This is a genomic window from Qipengyuania sp. (assembly GCF_042095715.1).
Taxonomy (GTDB): Bacteria; Pseudomonadota; Alphaproteobacteria; order Sphingomonadales; family Sphingomonadaceae; genus Qipengyuania.
In genome coordinates this window covers 1-16,880 of sequence record NZ_JBELMO010000035.1, presented here as the reverse complement: position 1 = coordinate 16,880, position 16,880 = coordinate 1, and the positions used below count along the sequence as shown (strand labels likewise).

Genomic DNA, 16,880 nt, shown 5'->3' with positions numbered 1-16,880 from the left:
CCAGGACAAGCCGATGCAAGCGGGTTCGCTGTCTCTATGACCGACAATCACGGCGTACCGTCGGAACTGGCGGGCGATCCCGCGCAGATCGACACGCATGAAGCCGATAACGCCCACGGCTCGGGCTCCAAGGTTGCGCTTGCCGTCGGTGCTGTCGGCGTGGTGTTCGGCGATATCGGCACCAGCCCGCTCTATGCCTTCCGCGAGACCTTTCTCGGATCGCATTCGCTGGCGATCGACAAGCTGCATATCTACGGCGTGGTCAGCCTGATCTTCTGGTCGATCCTGCTGATCGTCTCGCTGCAATATGTCGTCATCCTGATGCGTGCCGACAACAAGGGGCAGGGTGGCACGCTGGCGCTCGTCGCGCTGCTGTCGCGCTATATCAAGACCCAGCGGGGCACCTTCGTGGTGGTGATGCTGGGCGTCTTCGCGACCGCGCTGTTCTACGGCGACAGCATGATTACGCCCGCAATTTCCGTCCTCTCGGCGGTCGAGGGCCTCAAGGTGGTGAATCCCGCGTTCGAAGCCTTCGTGATCCCGATCGCGGTGGCCCTTCTACTGTTCCTGTTCCTTATCCAGCGACGGGGCACGGCGACCGTGGGCAGGCTCTTCGCCCCGGTCATGCTGGTTTATTTCACCACGCTGGCCGTGCTCGGCATCATCCACATCATCGCCTATCCCTATGTGCTGGCGGCGCTGAACCCGTGGTACGCGGTGCAATTCTTCATATCGGACGGGTATATCGCCTTCCTGGCGCTGGGCTCGGTGGTGCTGGCCGTCACGGGGGCGGAGGCGCTTTATGCTGACATGGGCCATTTCGGCAAAGGGCCGCTGCGCCTTTCCTGGTTCGCGTTCGTCATGCCGTGTCTGCTGCTGAACTATTTCGGCCAGGCGGCCATGATTGCGGGCATGGACCCGGCCGAGACTGCGAAGGCGATGGAGAACCCGTTTTTCAACATGGCGCCGGACAGCCTGCGCCTGCCGCTGGTGATCCTGGCGACCTGTGCCACTTTCATTGCCAGCCAGGCGGTGATCTCGGGCGCTTTTTCCGTCACGCACCAGGCCATCCAGCTGGGCTTCATCCCGCGCCTGACGACGGAGCACACCAGCGCCGCCGAACGCGGGCAGATCTATATCCCCTTCGTCAACAATGTGCTGATGGTGGCGGTGATCGTGCTGGTGCTGATGTTCGGCAGCTCCACGGCGCTTGCCTCCGCCTATGGTATCGCGGTGACCGGCGCGATGTTCATCGACACCTGCCTGATGGGCGTGTTGCTGCTGGCGGTGTGGAAGTGGAAATGGTGGTTCGCGGCCCCCGTGTTCCTCCTGTTCTTCTTCGTCGACGGCGCGTATTTCGCGGCCAACCTGCCCAAGGTTCCCTATGGCGGCTGGTTCCCGCTGCTGATCGGGGCGATCGCCTTCACCCTGCTGACCACCTGGGCCAAGGGCCGCCGCCTGATGCGCGAGCGGATGGCGGAAACGGCGCTGCCCATCGGTATCTTCGCCAAATCGGCCAAGAACAGCGCCACCCGCGTGCCCGGCACCGCGATTTTCATGGCCAGCCAGTCGGGCGGCGTGCCCAGCGCGCTGCTCCACAATATCAAGCACAACAAGGTGCTGCATGACCGCGTGGTGATCCTGACGATCGAAATCGCGGACGTGCCCTATGTGGACCCGACCAAGCGTTGCGACATGAAGGAGCTGGGCGACGGCTTCTACCGCGCCATCCTGCGCTATGGCTTCATGGAAGAAACCGACGTGCCGGAAGGGCTGAAGCACATGGAACGCTGCGGCGGCGAATTCGACATGATGCAGACCAGCTTCTTCCTCAGCCGCCAGACGCTGATCGCCAGCGACAAGCCGGGCATGCCGATCTGGCGCGAAAAGCTGTTCGCCTGGATGCTGCGCAACGCCGCCACCGCGATGAGCTTCTTCCGCCTTCCGACCAACCGCGTGGTGGAACTCGGCAGCCAGATGGAGATCTGAGGCGCGGAGCAGGTTTGCGGGCCTTGAGCAGACAATCGGCTAACGACCCAATTGCGGACATTTGTCACCAATGGTATCCTGGGCTTGATCGACTTGGTGTTTGAGACGAAGGCCGATGCGTCACTTAAAAGCGCTTTTCTGGCGTATTGCGCACGCTCGTTACAACGGCAGGAGTCCATCCCGCTTTTTCGAGGTAACGTGGTACTGCTATGCAGGGATATTCGCGTTTGGATGGGCGTTCGCCCTCGTTACAAACTGGTCGGCTAATCAGCACCATCTGCTGCGTGCAGCGTTAATGGTAGCAATTCCGCTTCTGATAGGGCTGGCGATGCGCAGGATTAGGGTGGAACGCGAGAAGGGTAACGACGCGCTTTATCGGAAGCGGGTTCAATACAATGGCTGACCGTTTCCGCGAATTGGCTTTTTGCGAGCACGGAAGTCCGCTTCCCACCCCAACTCCGGTCGTTAGTGGTCAGCCGCTCATTTTCTGAAAACCGACCCGCCGACCGCCCTTCTCGCGAATTGCATTTTTCTCTGTCCTACATCGGCCGAATCTGTCTTAACCTCGTCGATGCGCAAGCCTCCCGCCCATCGATGCCGTCGTAGGCCGCTGTTCTTTCGGCCCGTGCCTTTATGCGCGGGGACCGATGGCTGGAGCGAAGAGCGGCAATGCGGTTTTCTGGCGGGCTTGTCTTGGACTGGATTGGTGACCGCGGCGGCGTGCGGCGTGGGGATGACGCGGGCGAGCGCCTACCGCCCGCGAGAGCGGAAAGGGGCGGGCAGTTTCGCCGCCGCCTGGGATCATGTCCTCGGCACCCTCGGATCGGGGCGGTGGAAGCAACTTACGGCGGATTTCCCGAAGGTGACAGATCGCGAGCTGCAAAAACGACTTGAGCGCGGCCTCGTCAAGCCCGTCATCTATCAGGGCCGGGTATGCGCGATCCGCCGGAAGTCCGACGATTCCGCGCTTTTCCGTCTGCTTAGGCGCGAGGGCGGGTTTACCGATCCCTATTGGCGAAAGGGCCGTTAATGAGCCGGGCAGAGTTTTGTAAAACCCCCCGGTGTGCGGTCCATGCCTTGGGTCGATCAGCCCGTGGGCGGTTCGTCCTTCACGACCTTTTCCTTGTCCTCCAGGCTGAGACCATGGCGCAGCAGCATGGGAATCTGCGTGAAAGTGAACAGGAAGGAAAGCGGCATGAAGACCCACAGCTTGGCCCACAGCCAGTCCTCGAAGGTCAGCGTGGCGCGCAGGATCTCGTTCAGCCCCGCCAACGCGAAGAAAAACACGCCCCAGTTGCGGGACAGTTTGAGCCAGCCTTCGCGATCCACCCCTTCGAAGGCGGCTTCCAGCAGGATCTGCAACAGGGCCTTGCCGCGCAGCCAGCCGCCGATCAGCACCACGCCGAACAGCAGGTAAATCGCGGTCGGCTTGAACTGGATGAAGCGCTCGTCGCGCAGCCATATGGTCAGCGCGCCGAAGCCCACGATGAGCGCGGTCGACAGCATCAGCATCGGCGAAATCTTGCCGAACTTCCATTTCGAAAAGGCCAGCGCCACCACAGCTGCGATCATGAAGGCGATCGTGCCCTGGATCACCGCCGAAATCTGGCCGAGCGCCGAATCGCCATCGGGCGAGCTCAGCTTGTAGGTGACCAGGAACACCACCAGCGGTCCGTAATCGACCGCCACGTTGAGCCAGCCGGTTTTGGGTTTGCCTTGGGTGCTCATCAGGCCACTCCCGCAATCACGCGCGCCACCAGATCGGGATCGAAGGGCCGCAGATCGTCGATCTTCTCGCCCACGCCGATCGCATGGATGGGCAGGCCGTATTGCTCGGCTGCCGCCACCAGCACGCCGCCGCGCGCGGTTCCGTCCAGCTTGGTCATCACCAGGCCGGTCACGCCGGCAACCTCCTTGAAAACATCGATCTGGGAAAGCGCGTTCTGGCCGTTGGTGGCATCGAGCACCAGCACCACATCATGCGGTGCCTCGGGATTGAGCCGGCCGAGCACACGGCGGATCTTGGACAGTTCGTCCATCAGTTCGCGCTTGTTCTGCAGCCGGCCGGCGGTGTCCACGATCAGCGCGTCCGTCCCCTTGTCGGTCGCGGCCTTCACCGCGTCGAACACGATGCTGGCCGGGTCGCCGCCCTCCGGCCCGCGCACCAGCGGAACGCCGACCCGTTCGGCCCAGGTGGTAAGCTGGCCGATGGCGGCCGCGCGGAACGTATCGCCCGCCGCCAGCATGACGGAGTAATCGTCTTCCTGGAATAGATGGGCCATCTTGGCGATGGTGGTGGTCTTGCCGCTTCCGTTGACCCCGATCACCAGGATCACCTGGGGACGGGGAAAGGCGGTGATTTCCAGCGGTTTGGCCACCGGGCGCAGGATGGCGGCGATTTCTTCCGCCACCGCTTCGCGCAATTCCCGATCGGTGATTTCCAGCCCGAAGCGCTTGTCGGACAGCTTTTCGCGGATGCGCGCCGCGGCGGCAGGGCCGAGGTCAGACAGGATCAGCGCATCCTCCAGCTCGTCGAGCGTCGCCTCGTCGAGCCGGGCGGTGCCGATGACGCCGGTGAGATTGGTGGACAGCCGTTCGGAGGTTTTGCGGAAGCCGCCGAAGAGCCGCTGGGACCAGCTGGTCTCGCTCATACTAGAATATCGTCCTGGACGGATGTGGGTGTGATCGTGGCGATGGTGCCGGGCGCGATGCCGGGCGTTGCGACACGGGCATAATTTTCCGCATAGCCGGTTCCACCGCGTTCGGCGAGGACGTTCAAGGGCCGCCCGATCAGCGACGCCAGCCAGTCGGCGCGGGTCGAGGCCACCGCATCGCGCACTTCGCCCGAACGCGGCTTCTTCAGCGCCTCATCGACCTGCGGCATGCGGGCGGCTGGCGTGCCATGGCGCGGGGAGAAGGTGAAGACATGGCCGTGAACGATGCCGATCTCCCGCACCAGCGATACATTGGCGCGGTGATGCTCATCGCTCTCGGTGGGAAAGCCCGCGATCAGATCGGCGCCGACGGCTATCTCGGGCCGGCGGGCGCGAAGGCGCGCCACCAGATCGACCGCGTCGGCCCGGCTATGGCGCCGTTTCATCCGCTTGAGGATCAGATCGTGCCCGTGCTGGAGCGAGAGATGCAGATGCGGCATCATGCGCGGCTCGTCTGCCAGGAGTTCGAACAGCAGCGGGTCGATTTCGGCGCCGTCGAGCGACGAGAGCCGTAGGCGGGAGAGGGAAGGGCAGTGCGCAAGGATGGCGGCCACCAGACCGCCCATTTTCGGCGTCCCCGGCAGGTCTGCGCCCCACGAAGTCACGTCCACTCCGGTCAGCACGATCTCTGCCGCGCCGCGGTCCAGTGCCTGCTCGATCTCGGCAAGGACGGCAGGGATCGTCAGCGACCGGCTGGCCCCTCGCCCCTGGGGAATGATGCAGAAGGTGCAGGCATGATCGCAGCCGTTCTGGATCGCGACGAAAGCGCGGGTGCGCCCGGTCTTCGCTGGTACGGGCGGGGGCGGCTTCGCTCCGTAATGCCGGGCTTGCAGCTTCTCCGCATTGGGTATCAGCCCGTCGACCTCCGCCATGTCGGCCAGTTCTGCGCGTTCGGTCTCCGCCGCGCAGCCGGTTACCAGCAGCCTCGCGTCCGGATAGGCGCGCCGGGCGCGCCGGATGGCCTGCCTCGTGCGCCGCACCGCCCCGCCGGTGACCGAGCAACTGTTGACCACGACCATATCCTCGCGACCACCCAGCATCGCGCCGATGCGCTCGCTCTCGGCGATGTTGAGGCGGCAGCCGAGGCCGATAACGCGCGGCGCGGTCATGCGTATTGGCCCCATTCGAACTCGCCGCGAAAGCTCTCGGTCGCGGGGCCGGACATCTTGATACCGGTTTCCCCATCCCATGCGATGGTCAGCGTGCCACCGGGCAGAGCCACTTCGACGCTGCGGCTCACGAGGCCGCGCCGCATTGCCGCCACGGCGGTGGCGCAGGCGCCGGTGCCGCAAGCGCGCGTGATCCCGGCGCCGCGTTCCCAGACCCTCAGCCGGATGGCGCCATGCTCCGTCACTGTGGCGATATTCACGTTGATCCGTTCGGGAAACAGCGGATCGGTCTCGATCACGGGGCCGATCCGCGCCAGATCGACCGCATCGCAATCGGAAACGAAGAACACGACGTGCGGATTGCCGACATTGACCGCCGCCGGGGTCTCGAGGTCTTCCCAGCCCACGGGCATGGCCGATGTATCCATGGCATACGCCAGCGGAATTTCCTGCCAGTCGAAGCGCGGCATGCCCATGTCGACCGTGGCCCCGGCCTCTTCCGGACGGACGGAGATGATCCCGCCGCCCGTGGCGACCCGTGCAGGTTCGCCCAGAAGCGATGCGACCGCGCGCGAGGCATTGCCGCAGGCTCCCACTTCGCCGCCATCCTGATTGAAGATACGCATGCCGACATCGGCGCCGGCATCCTGCGTCGGCTCAAGCAGGATCAGCTGGTCACAGCCGATCCCTTCATGCCGGTCCGACAGATTGCGCACAACCTGCGGATCCAGGGCAGGCAGGGACTGAGCCCGCGCGTCCAGGACGACGAAGTCGTTGCCCAGTCCGTGCATCTTGATGAAGGGAACCCGCATGGCCCGCGCCACCTAGGGCCGAAGGGGCGGTGCGTCCAGTTCGAGGACGGGTCAGCCGGCTTTCTGGCGCTCCGCGTCGATGGTTTTGGCTCCGACTTCGGGTAGCGAGTCGATATCCGCATCGGGCGCCAGAAGGTCAAGATCGGCCAGACGTGCGATGACCTTGCGGGCAGGTTCGGGGCGGCCGTAATGATAGCCCTGGCCCTTGAGCTGGCCCATGGATCGCAGCATCGCGAGGATCTGCTCGTCCTCGACCCCCTCGGCCACCATCGGCAGGTCCAGCCCTTCACCCATTGAGATGATGGCGCCGAGGAGCTTGCCGGCGTCGGGCCCCTTGAGATCGCGGATGAAGCTGCGATCGATCTTGATCCGGTCGAAGGGCAGGGTGCGCAATTGCGAGAGGCTAGAATATCCAGTGCCGAAATCGTCCAGCGCCACCTTCACGCCCTGATTGCGAAGGCTGGTCAGCGTGCTGCGCACCATGCCAATGTTTTCGTGCATGGCGGTTTCGGTGATTTCCACTTCCAGCCGGGAAGCAGGGAAATTGTTAGCCAGCAACAGCTTGACCATCTTTTGCGAAAACCAAGGATCGCGCAGCTGCAATGGGGACACGTTGACGGCCAGTGTAAGGCTGGGGTGCCAGTCCCGCGCGTCGGCAAAGGCCTGGATGAGCAACTGCCGCGACATCTCGTCGATCAGGCCCATGTCCTCGATGATGGGGATGAATATGTCCGGGCTCACGAGCCCCAGTTCGGGCGATTCCCAGCGCGCCAGCATTTCGAATCCGGTCAGCTTGCCATCGTCGAGATCGATCTGCTGTTCATAGAAGGGCACGAAATCGCCCCGTGTCAGACCACGCCGGATCCCGGCTTCCAGCTCCCCGCGGAAGCGCTGCTCATATTCCATCGCGGGTTCGAACCATTCCAGGCGGTTGCGACCCATTTTCTTGGCCTGGTACATGGCAATGTCCGCGTGGTTCATCAGCTGCTCACCGCAGTCCGGGCCGGATGATGTAGGTGTGCCGCTATCCTGCGTGGTGGCGATCCCGACCGATGCGCTGATCTCTACCGAGACCTCGCCGGAAATCACCGGCTCTGCCGCAATGGCGACGATGCGCTCGACCAGAGTTTCCACCTCGGCATGGTCAGCGGTCGAGTAAGCCAGTGCGAAGGCGAATTCATCGCCTCCCAGGCGCGCCAGAAGGGCGCCCACCGGCAGAATGTCGGCGAAACGCCGGGCGGTTTGCAGCAAGACCGCATCGCCCAGCTGATGCCCATGAAAATCGTTGATGTTCTTGAAATTGTCGAGGTCGATCATGGCCACCGCGACGTGCTTGCCATCCACCGTGGCAGCCGTGATCAGCGCGGTCACTTCGGGCGTGAAGCCGCGCCGGTTGAGGCATCCGGTGAGCGGATCGGTCAGCGCCAGGCGCCGCGCCTCCTCTTCGGATTGGCGGCGCTGCTCGAGCTCCCGCGACAGTGCCTTGTATCGGCTCCAGCCGAGCAAGATCAGAGCGACATTGAGGATAAGCGCGTTGGCGAGAAGGATCTCGGGCCCCGGCTGCATTCCCCGCCAAGCCTTGACCAGTTCGGGCACGACGCTCCCGCCGATGCCGACGAACAATACGATCGCTGCGGCAACAATGCCCTGGGTGAGAAAATCATGCCTCTCCCGCGGGGGCTCCCCCTGGGCCTCGGCTTGGCGATCCCCCGAATATGCTCGTTTCGCGGACAACAGCGCCCTCATACTTGCCGTTGCCCCGGGTCTAGCTCTACGGCCTCTAAGAACCCGTTAATTCGAACTTGACCAAGGCACCGCTCCCCGGTGCCCTTAAGAACCGCGAGGCACGATGGCGCGCTATTGGCTGATGAAATCAGAACCCGACGTCTACAGCTGGGACGATCTCGTCGAACAGGGCGAAGGGACCTGGGATGGGGTCCGGAACCACCGGGCCAAGAACAACCTGGCTGCCATGAAGGTGGGGGACAAGGCGTTCTTCTATCATTCGAACATCGGGCTTGAGATCGTCGGGATAGTTCAGATCAGCGTATCCGATATCACCGACCCGACCGACCCATCGGGCAAGTGGGCTGCCGTGAAAGTCAAACCGCTTCAAAAGCTACCTCAGCCTGTCACACTCAAGGCGATCAAGGCGGAGCCTGGCCTGGAAGAATGCGAGCTGGTTCGCCTTTCGCGCCTCTCCGTTGCGGAACTGACTGCAGAAGAATGGAGCCATATCTGTGCGATGGGAGGGATCGAGTAGCCCAACTAGAGTTCCGCAGCCCGTGCGAATGCGGCGCTCAACTGCCCCTCTTGTCGGGAACTTAGAGAGGTCCGGCCCGTTTTATTCTTGAACGCGCCGCAAAAACGCAGGCGCAGCAATACAGGAGACCTCTCATGGGTGAACTGACAGACAAGATCAAAGGCAACACCAACGAAGCCATTGGTGAAGCGAAGCAGCAATCGGGCGATGCAGAGACGCGCGCCGAAGGCCGCCAGCAGGAAGCCAAGGGCAAGGCCCAGCAGTTCGAAGGCGAAGTAAAGGGCAAGCTGGGCGACGATATCTGATCGTTCTTCAGCATTGCTAGAAAACGGGGCTGCCCTTTGGGGCGGCCCCTTTTTTATTTGGGCGCCCGCAATCCGCTGATGGTTGCGCCGCTCGCTGCGAGTTGTTCGACGTCGATCACGCAATGGATCAGACGCACACCCTTCATGGAGTGGGCCTTGTCGAAGGCCGCGACGAATTCGTCAGTGGTCGTCACGCGCTCCGCCCACGCGCCATAGGCTCTGCCAAGCATGGCAAAGTCAGGATTCGAAAGCCGCGTCGCGCTTACACGACCGGGAAACTCTCGCTCCTGATGCATCCGGATCGTGCCGTATGCGCCATTGTCGACCAGAATGACGATCATGTCGCAGTCATGCTGTACCGCAGTCGCCAGTTCCTGCCCGTTCATCAGGAAATCGCCATCGCCCGCAATGGCGACCACACAGCGATCCGGGAAACGGCGCGATGCCGCCACCGCTGCGGGCACTCCATATCCCATAGCTCCCGCAGTGGGCGCCAACTGACTGGGAAAGCCGCGATAGCGCCAATAACGATGCCACCACCCGGAAAAATTGCCCGCCCCGTTGCAGATAATCGTATCTTCCGGAAGGCGATCGCGCATGGTCTCGACACATGCGGCCAAGTCCAGCGTGTACCCGCCACCGCGCGGCGTATTCCACGCTTCCCAATCGGCGTGCGCCTCTGCCCCGGCGTCGAACGAAATGACATCGTCATCGTCCCATAACGCGGCGGTCTCGGCAAACTCGTCCATCGTGGCACATATCGCCAGATCGGCGGGATAGACCCGGTTCAGTTCCTCAGGGTCCGGATGAACGTGGACGAGGGTGAAGTCGCCGCCCTCGGGCGGTGGCAGGGTGTAACCGTCGGTAGTCGCCTCTCCCAATCGGGCGCCGACAGCGATGATCAGATCTGCCGATCTCACGCGTTCGACCAGTTTCGGATTGGGACCATATCCCAGATTTCCGGTATAGACCGGAGAAGCGGGATCGATGGCGTCCTGGCGTCTGAACGCGGTTGCCACGGGCAATCCGACACGCTCCGCGAAAGCCTGAAAATGCTCGCGCGCCTTCGTGTTCCATCCCGCACCGCCAACGATGGCGATCGGCGAGGCTGCGTCTGCCAGCAGAGCCATCAAGGCTTGCATGGCATCGGGGCAGGGGGCTTGCGCGGGGCGGGCCACGAACGGTCGCGGTCGGAGGCCTTCCGGGACGCCATCGTTCAGCATGTCTTCGGGAAGCGCGAGCACGACCGGCCCGGGCCGTCCTGAAATGGCGGTTGCGTAGGCTCGCGCCACATATTCAGGGATGCGCGCTGCATCGTCGATACGAGCGGACCACTTGGTTGTCGGACCGAAGAAGGCAGCAAAATCCAGCTCCTGGAAACCCTCCCGGTCGCGCATCGAACGGTCGACGTCGCCTACGAAAAGGATCATCGGCTGCGAATCCTGGAAGGCGACATGCACGCCGATGCTGGCATTCGTCGCGCCTGGGCCGCGGGTGACGAAGCATATCCCGGGGCGCCCGGTGGCGGTTCCGTCGGCGCAGGCCATGAAAGCCGCCCCGCCTTCCTGACGGCATGTGACCAGATCGATCTCGGGCCGGTCATGCAGCGCGTCCAGGACCGGCAGGAAGCTTTCGCCCGGCACGGTGAAGATGCGATCGCACCCCTGCTCTGCAAGGCAGTCGACCAGGAGGCGGGCGGCGCCCGGTGTGGGGCGGGGGGATCGGGTTTCAGCCATCCCCCGGCCGGTAGCCGCGTGGCCCTGCGCTGGCAATCGCATGGCAGATTTCTTGCCGTATCGCTAACGAGCATGGTTAATGTTTCGTTACGGTACGCGTCCCGCAAACGCGGGGTCCCAATGGTTTCCGAAGCGTTAAAGCGACAATCGAGTTTACGTAGAAAGCAGGAGAAAAACCATGAGACGCGCCCTGGTCCTCACCGATGAAAGCGCGCGGCATTCCTTCCGCGCCACTTTGCCCGCGCACATCCGCAAGGCGGACGCGCCTGCTGGCAAGGCGTTCGATTGGCGCATCACGGCCGGTGACATCCGGGGTGTCGCCAGCGTTTATTTCACGACTTTCGCGGCGGTTCTGGCCTTTATCGCCTAATCGTTTGCCGGCGGCAGCGAAAGCGCCTGCTCGACTGTGTGTAGCTTGCGCGCCAGCGACGCGCTGATCAGGCACATGGCCGCGCTCAGCAACAGATGCTCCGCGATCGGCAGCCCCGCGGCGGTAAGTCCGATGGCCAGAAGAGACCCGCCCACCATTGCCCCGGAATTGACGATATTGTTCGCCGCGATGGTACGCGCGGCCTGGTCGGGGGAGACCTTGGTCGTGAGAAACGCATAGAGCGGCACCACGAACATGCCCCCGGACACCGCAATCCCCAGCAGCATAAGCATGAGCAGCGGCGCGCCCGGATGGGCGACGAAATCCGTCACGCTCAGCAGATCCGTCGACGATCCAGCGTCCCAAGACTTCGCCACGAAGTAGAAGCCCACCACGAAAGCGCCCATGACCAGCACCGAAACAGGAGCATGGCGGGCCGAAACCTCCCCCTTTAGCAGCTGATTGATGGCGACCGAACCTATCGCGACGCCCACCGAGAAGATCACCAGAAACAGGCTGGCGACTTCCTTCGATGCCATCAGCGTGTTTTTCGCCAATGGAGGAAACTGGATGAACAGCACCGCGCCGATCGTCCAGAAGAAGCTGATCGCAAGGATCGCGAAATAGACCTCGGGGTGGGACATGGTGCCACGGATGACGGTGATGGAGCTGGTGATGGGGTTCCAGTCTATCCGTTCGATCTCTCCCTGCGCGGGGGCGGGCGGAACCCACCGCGACGTGAGATAGCCCACCACGCTTGTCCCGACGATGCCGAGGGCCGCCACTTCAACCGGAATCCAGCCTGCCAGAATCGTTCCGACGAGAATCGCCAGATAGGTGCCGGCTTCCACCAGACCGGTGCCCGACAGCACTTCTTCCTTCTTCAGATGCTGTGGCAGGATGGCGTATTTGATCGGGCCGAAGAAGGTCGAGTGCACCCCCATGGCGAAAAGGGCGGTCAGCAGCAGGGGGATCGCCAGGCTGGCAATGACGGGATGAGGAGCAGTTACCAAACAGCGCCCGCCGCCCGCTCCGCAGGCGACATCCTGCCAGGCGATGAGGAGCCCGGCTGCCCCAACCATCATGATTCCTATTTCCGCCGCCTTGATCAGGCGAATGATCTTCGCCTTGTCGCGCATGTCGGCGAGCTGGCCTGCCATGGCCGACAGAACGAAGAACGGCAGGATGAAAACGCCCGAGGCAATGGCGCTGAAGGCGGCCTCCTTAGCTTCGTCGTTATAGACGCTGTAGACCACGAACAGCACCATCGCGGTCTTGTAGAGATTATCGTTGAAGGCATTGAGAAGCTGCGTCACGAACAGCGGCAGGAAACGCCGGCGGTTCAGGAGCCTTGTGGACGTGGTCATGCGGGCATGCGGCTCTTGTAACCTCGGCTATCTTCCCATCGCCCTAGCAGGACTGTGCCCTGTCACAAGAGCGAGGGTTTCCAGCCGGGCCAACTGACGGTAGGCAGGGCGGGCGATCATGCTGACACTTCCCAACCTCCTCACGCTTTCGCGAATTCTGGCTGTGCCCTTTCTCGGCTTCCTGTTGTGGTGGCCCGATTGGCGTCTGGGCTATGCGCTGGCTTTCGTTCTTTACTGCATCATCGGTTTCACCGATTATCTGGACGGCTATCTGGCGCGCGCGCAGGGCGCCGTGTCGAAGCTGGGCCAGTTTCTCGATCCCATCGCGGACAAGATAATGGTTGCTGCGGTGATTCTGATCCTGACCGCGCAGGGATATCTGCGTGGGCCCTATGTGGGGGACATGCATGTCATCGCCGGACTGGTCATCCTGATCCGCGAAATCGCGGTTTCGGGCCTCAGAGAATTTCTGGGTGGCTTGCAGGTGTCGATGCCGGTGTCGAAGCTGGCCAAGTGGAAGACGACGTTTCAGCTCGTCAGCCTGGGCGCGATCATTCTTGGCGGCGCGGTCCACGGACCGCCGCCGGGCGCGGAAAGCCTGGTCGTCAGGACCTTGGCGGAACAATGGATCCATCTCGTCGGCCTCACCAGCCTGTGGGCCGCCGCGATCCTGACCTGCATCACCGGCTGGGATTACCTGCGGGTCGGCCTTAAACACATGGACTGAAGATCGTGCGGCGCAGGTCGCCTGAGTAGCTTACCCCGCCCTGAGTTCCTCTGATAGCAGCTCGAATTCGGAACCGCGCGGGGAGTTCTTGCGCCAGATAAGCGCGATTTCGCGGGTGGCATTTTTGGCTTTCAGAGGCCTGGCCACCACATCGGTGCCGTCCAGGATCCCGGCATCCAGTGCCATTTGCGGCAGCATGGTCAGACCCAGGCCGCCATTCACCATCTGCACCAAGGTGTGCAGACTGGTGCCGATCATCGATGCGGACCCGCGCAGTTCGGGCCGGTTGCAGGCGGCCAAGGCATGATCGCGCAGGCAATGCCCGTCTTCGAGCAGGAGCAGCCGGCCATCTTCCACCATGCTGGGGGGCACTTCGTCCGGGGGATCGCGGGGATCGTTCTTGGGGAAGGCCACGAAGAGGCGATCATCGGAGATATGCGCCGATTCCACCTCGCCGGTGTGGAAGGGCAGAGCCAGCAGGACGCAATCGGCGCGGCCGTGGTGCAGGGATTCCACGGCGGCATGGCTCGTTTCCTCGCGAAGCTGGAGCTTCAACTCGGGGCGCTCTTTGCGCAGGCGCGGCAGGATGCGCGGCAGCAGAAACGGCGCGATCGTGGGAATGACGCTCATGGAAAGCTGGCCGGTCAGCGGCTTGCCGGAGGCCTGCACGAGATCGGTAAGCTCCTCCGCCTCGCGCAATACGCGGTGCGCCTTGGCCACGACCTGATTACCCAGCTGGGTGAAGCGCACGACGCGGCGACTCCGCTCGACCAGCGTCACGCCGAGAAGCGATTCCAGCTCGCGGATGCCGGCGGAAAGCGTCGATTGCGACACGAAGCTCGCCTCCGCGGCGCGGCCGAAATGCTGCTGCTCGTGCAAAGCCACCAGATACTGGAGCTGTTTGAGCGTGGGCAGGAACGCCGTCATGACGTGAGGTGACCGCGAACGGAATGTGTCGGGCGACACCGGATCGTTGGTCCGTAATGCTCAATAGCAATCGCGCCGAACGGATGGTGGGACACTATTCCACCACTTCCTGCTCGGTTCGCGCCGCATCTTCGGCTTCAACCCGCGTCATGGCGAGCTTGCCGTTCTTGACCGCGAAGGCGAGCTTTCCTTCCACCAGATCAAGCGCGTCCGCACCGAAAACTTCCCGGCGCCAGCCTTCGAGAACGGGCAACTTTCGGACGCCGGCGGCCAGTGCCTCCATCTCGTCGGACCGGGTGAGAAGACGCGCGGCAACGTCGATCTCCCGCGCGCGGATCTTGAGGAGAAGCTTCAGAAGATCCGCGACCAGCGCGCCTTCCTTGCCCAGCGGCGCGCCGGGCTTGCCCTTTTCGGGCAATTCGTCCTTGGGCAGCGGCTCGGCCCCTTCCAGAACCTTCATCAGCCGCTTGCCGATATCGTTGTCCTTCCAGGCGTTGGAAAGGCCGCGGACTTTCGCCAGGTCCGGCTGGCTCTTGGGCGGGTGGCTGGCAAGATCGGCCAGCGTTTCGTCCCTGATGATCCGCCCGCGCGGAATATTCTTGTGCTGCGCCTCGCCCTCGCGCCACGCGGCCAAGGCCTTGAGGCGGCCCAGAACATGCAGATTGCGGCCCGGAGAACGGATGCGCTTCCAGGCCAGGTTCGCATCATTGGCGTAGTTGGCCGGGTCGGCCAGCTTTTCCATTTCCGCATTCAGCCAGGCACCCCGCCCGGTCTTGATCAGTTTCTTGAGGATGCGCGGGAAAATATCGGCCAGATGGGTGACATCGCCGATAGCGTATTCGATCTGCCGATCGGTCAGCGGACGCCGGCTCCAGTCGGTAAACCGCGCACCCTTGTCCACGGTGAAACCCAGCCAGCTTTCGACCAGATTGGCATAGCCGATCTGTTCGGACTGGCTGATCGCCATCATCGCGATTTGCGTATCGAATATGGGGTGGGGGGTCTTGCCGGTCAGATTGTAGACGATCTCCACATCCTGGCCACCGGCATGGAAGACCTTCAGGACATCCTCGTTGTCGACCAGCAGGTCCAGCAGAGGCTTCAAATCGATGCCATCGGCAAGGGGATCGACCGCGGCGGCTTCTTCCTCGCTCGCAATCTGGACCAGGCACAGTTCCGGCCAGTAGGTATTCTCCCGCATGAACTCCGTGTCGACGGTGATGAATTCATGCTTGGCCAGGCGTTCGCAAAGTTCGGCGAGGGCTTCGGTGGTGGTAATCAGCGGATGTATCTTCATCGGTCTTTCTTCTGTCGTGTCGGGCGGAGTACCGCCCCCCGGCTGCGCGACTTCTTGACAAAGCTGCGGCCATACCCTGTTAGCGCGCCCAAATCCTGCTAGAGGCACAGCCATTCGCGAGCGCCCTAGCGCCATAGCTCCCAGTTCGGAAAGAGTTTAGATGCACGCCTATCGTACCCACACCTGTGCGCAGTTGTCCGCGGAAAATGTCGGCGAAACCGTCCGCCTGTCGGGCTGGGTGCATAATAAGCGCGATCACGGCGGCGTATTGTTCGTCGATCTGCGCGATCATTACGGCATCACGCAGATTGTTGCGGATAGCGACAGCCCCGCGCTGGAAGTGCTCGAAAAGGTGCGGCTGGAATCGGTCGTCACCATCGATGGGACGGTGAAGGCGCGGGCCGCCGAAGCGGTCAACACGAACCTGCCCACCGGAGAGATCGAGGTATTTGCGCGGGAAGCCACGGTGCAGAGCGCAGCCAACGACCTGCCGCTGATCGTCAATTCGGCGGAAGATTACCCCGAGGAAACGCGCCTCAAATATCGCTTCGTCGACCTGCGTCGCGAGCGAATCCACCGGAACATCGTGCTTCGTTCGGGCGTGATCGCGTCGCTCCGCCGCCGCATGATCGAACAGGGCTTCACCGAGTTCCAGACGCCGATCCTGGGCGCGTCCAGCCCCGAAGGCGCGCGTGACTATCTGGTCCCAAGCCGCCTTCACCCGGGTCGTTTCTACGCGCTTCCGCAGGCGCCCCAGATGTTCAAGCAGCTACTGATGGTTGCCGGCTTCGACCGCTATTTCCAGATCGCGCCCTGCTTCCGCGACGAGGATCTGCGCGCCGATCGCAGCCCGGAGTTTTATCAGCTCGACTTCGAAATGAGCTTCGTAACCCAGGAAGACGTTTTCCAGGCGATCGAGCCTGTGCTGGCAGGCGTGTTCGAGGAGTTTTCGGCCGGGAAGACGGTAACGCCCGCCGGGCAGTTCCCGCGCATCCCCTACGCCGAGGCGATGCTGAAATATGGCAGCGACAAGCCGGATCTGCGCAATCCGCTGATCATCAGCGACGTGACCGGCCATTTCGAAAAGAGCGGCTTCGGCCTGTTCGAGAAGATCGTGGGCACAGGGGGCAGGGTCCGCGTTATTCCCGCTCCCGGCACGCATGAGAAGAGCCGCAAGTTCTTCGACGATATGAACGACTGGGCGCGCAAGGAAGGCTTTGCGGGGCTGGGTTATGTCACCCGCAAAGGAGGGGAATTCGGCGGC

At 62.9% G+C, this 16,880-nt stretch carries 16 protein-coding genes; 7 read left to right on the top strand and 9 right to left on the bottom strand.

Annotated features, from left to right (window positions below):
* Window positions 1-36: 36 nt before the first annotated feature.
* Window positions 37-1,989, top strand: coding sequence for a potassium transporter Kup (locus ACFDTG_RS09645; RefSeq protein WP_375290822.1), 1,953 nt, complete (start codon window positions 37-39; stop codon window positions 1,987-1,989).
* Window positions 1,990-2,695: 706 nt separating this feature from the next.
* Window positions 2,696-3,019, top strand: a complete 324-nt coding sequence (locus tag ACFDTG_RS09640; protein WP_375290821.1) for a hypothetical protein — start codon at window positions 2,696-2,698, stop codon at window positions 3,017-3,019.
* A 56-nt stretch (window positions 3,020-3,075) separates the two neighbouring features.
* On the opposite strand, the gene ACFDTG_RS09635 is transcribed toward ACFDTG_RS09640, so the two are convergent.
* From ACFDTG_RS09635 to ACFDTG_RS09615, 5 genes are read right to left on the bottom strand one after another with little or no spacing between them, the layout of a single operon-like run.
* On the bottom strand, window positions 3,076-3,717 hold the full coding sequence (locus ACFDTG_RS09635; RefSeq protein ID WP_375290820.1) for an inner membrane-spanning protein YciB: 642 nt from the start codon (window positions 3,715-3,717) through the stop codon (window positions 3,076-3,078).
* Entirely contained in the window at window positions 3,717-4,640 is a 924-nt protein-coding gene (ftsY, locus tag ACFDTG_RS09630) for a signal recognition particle-docking protein FtsY (RefSeq protein WP_375290819.1), read from the bottom strand. The genes ACFDTG_RS09635 and ftsY overlap by 1 nt, the downstream gene beginning before the upstream one ends.
* Complete coding sequence (locus ACFDTG_RS09625; protein WP_375290817.1) at window positions 4,637-5,812, bottom strand: MiaB/RimO family radical SAM methylthiotransferase; 1,176 nt, start codon at window positions 5,810-5,812, stop codon at window positions 4,637-4,639. The genes ftsY and ACFDTG_RS09625 overlap by 4 nt, the downstream gene beginning before the upstream one ends.
* Entirely contained in the window at window positions 5,809-6,624 is an 816-nt protein-coding gene (gene dapF / locus ACFDTG_RS09620; protein ID WP_375290816.1) for a diaminopimelate epimerase, read from the bottom strand. Before dapF ends, ACFDTG_RS09625 begins: the two co-directional genes overlap by 4 nt.
* Window positions 6,625-6,675: 51 nt before the next feature.
* The gene (locus tag ACFDTG_RS09615; RefSeq protein ID WP_375290815.1) at window positions 6,676-8,358 is read right to left on the bottom strand and encodes a putative bifunctional diguanylate cyclase/phosphodiesterase; all 1,683 of its coding nucleotides are present in this window, start codon (window positions 8,356-8,358) and stop codon (window positions 6,676-6,678) included.
* A gap of 115 nt (window positions 8,359-8,473) precedes the next feature.
* Here ACFDTG_RS09615 and ACFDTG_RS09610 point away from each other — a divergent pair, with 115 nt between their 5' ends.
* Together ACFDTG_RS09610 and ACFDTG_RS09605 are read left to right on the top strand one after the other, a co-directional pair.
* Complete coding sequence (locus ACFDTG_RS09610; protein ID WP_375290814.1) at window positions 8,474-8,887, top strand: EVE domain-containing protein; 414 nt, start codon at window positions 8,474-8,476, stop codon at window positions 8,885-8,887.
* Between the two features lie 134 nt (window positions 8,888-9,021).
* Window positions 9,022-9,192 carry a CsbD family protein gene (locus ACFDTG_RS09605; RefSeq protein ID WP_375290813.1) on the top strand — a complete coding sequence of 57 codons (171 nt, stop codon included), beginning with the start codon at window positions 9,022-9,024 and terminating at the stop codon, window positions 9,190-9,192.
* Between the two features lie 53 nt (window positions 9,193-9,245).
* Here ACFDTG_RS09605 and ACFDTG_RS09600 read toward each other — a convergent pair whose 3' ends face one another.
* Window positions 9,246-10,928 (bottom strand): thiamine pyrophosphate-binding protein, encoded by a 1,683-nt coding sequence (locus ACFDTG_RS09600; protein ID WP_375290812.1) that lies wholly within the window; start codon window positions 10,926-10,928, stop codon window positions 9,246-9,248.
* A 178-nt stretch (window positions 10,929-11,106) separates the two neighbouring features.
* Between ACFDTG_RS09600 and ACFDTG_RS09595 the strand changes: the two genes are divergently transcribed.
* Window positions 11,107-11,298, top strand: a complete 192-nt coding sequence (locus tag ACFDTG_RS09595; RefSeq protein ID WP_375290811.1) for a hypothetical protein — start codon at window positions 11,107-11,109, stop codon at window positions 11,296-11,298.
* Here ACFDTG_RS09595 and ACFDTG_RS09590 read toward each other — a convergent pair.
* Window positions 11,295-12,665 carry an MFS transporter gene (locus ACFDTG_RS09590; protein WP_375290810.1) on the bottom strand — a complete coding sequence of 457 codons (1,371 nt, stop codon included), beginning with the start codon at window positions 12,663-12,665 and terminating at the stop codon, window positions 11,295-11,297. The two genes, ACFDTG_RS09595 and ACFDTG_RS09590, sit on opposite strands and share 4 nt — an antisense overlap.
* Window positions 12,666-12,783: 118 nt before the next feature.
* Between ACFDTG_RS09590 and pgsA the strand changes: the two genes are divergently transcribed.
* Window positions 12,784-13,392, top strand: coding sequence for a CDP-diacylglycerol--glycerol-3-phosphate 3-phosphatidyltransferase (pgsA, locus tag ACFDTG_RS09585; protein ID WP_375290809.1), 609 nt, complete (start codon window positions 12,784-12,786; stop codon window positions 13,390-13,392).
* Window positions 13,393-13,422: 30 nt separating this feature from the next.
* Here the strand turns inward: pgsA and ACFDTG_RS09580 are convergent, their stop codons facing one another.
* Window positions 13,423-14,319: a LysR substrate-binding domain-containing protein gene (locus ACFDTG_RS09580; protein ID WP_375290808.1), complete on the bottom strand. Its 897-nt coding sequence runs from the start codon at window positions 14,317-14,319 to the stop codon at window positions 13,423-13,425.
* Window positions 14,320-14,413: 94 nt separating this feature from the next.
* Window positions 14,414-15,616, bottom strand: coding sequence for a ribonuclease D (gene rnd / locus ACFDTG_RS09575; protein ID WP_375290807.1), 1,203 nt, complete (start codon window positions 15,614-15,616; stop codon window positions 14,414-14,416).
* Between the two features lie 160 nt (window positions 15,617-15,776).
* Here rnd and aspS point away from each other — a divergent pair.
* Window positions 15,777-16,880, top strand: a 1,104-nt coding sequence (gene aspS / locus ACFDTG_RS09570; RefSeq protein ID WP_375290806.1) for an aspartate--tRNA ligase, incomplete at its 3' end; no start/stop codon positions are given.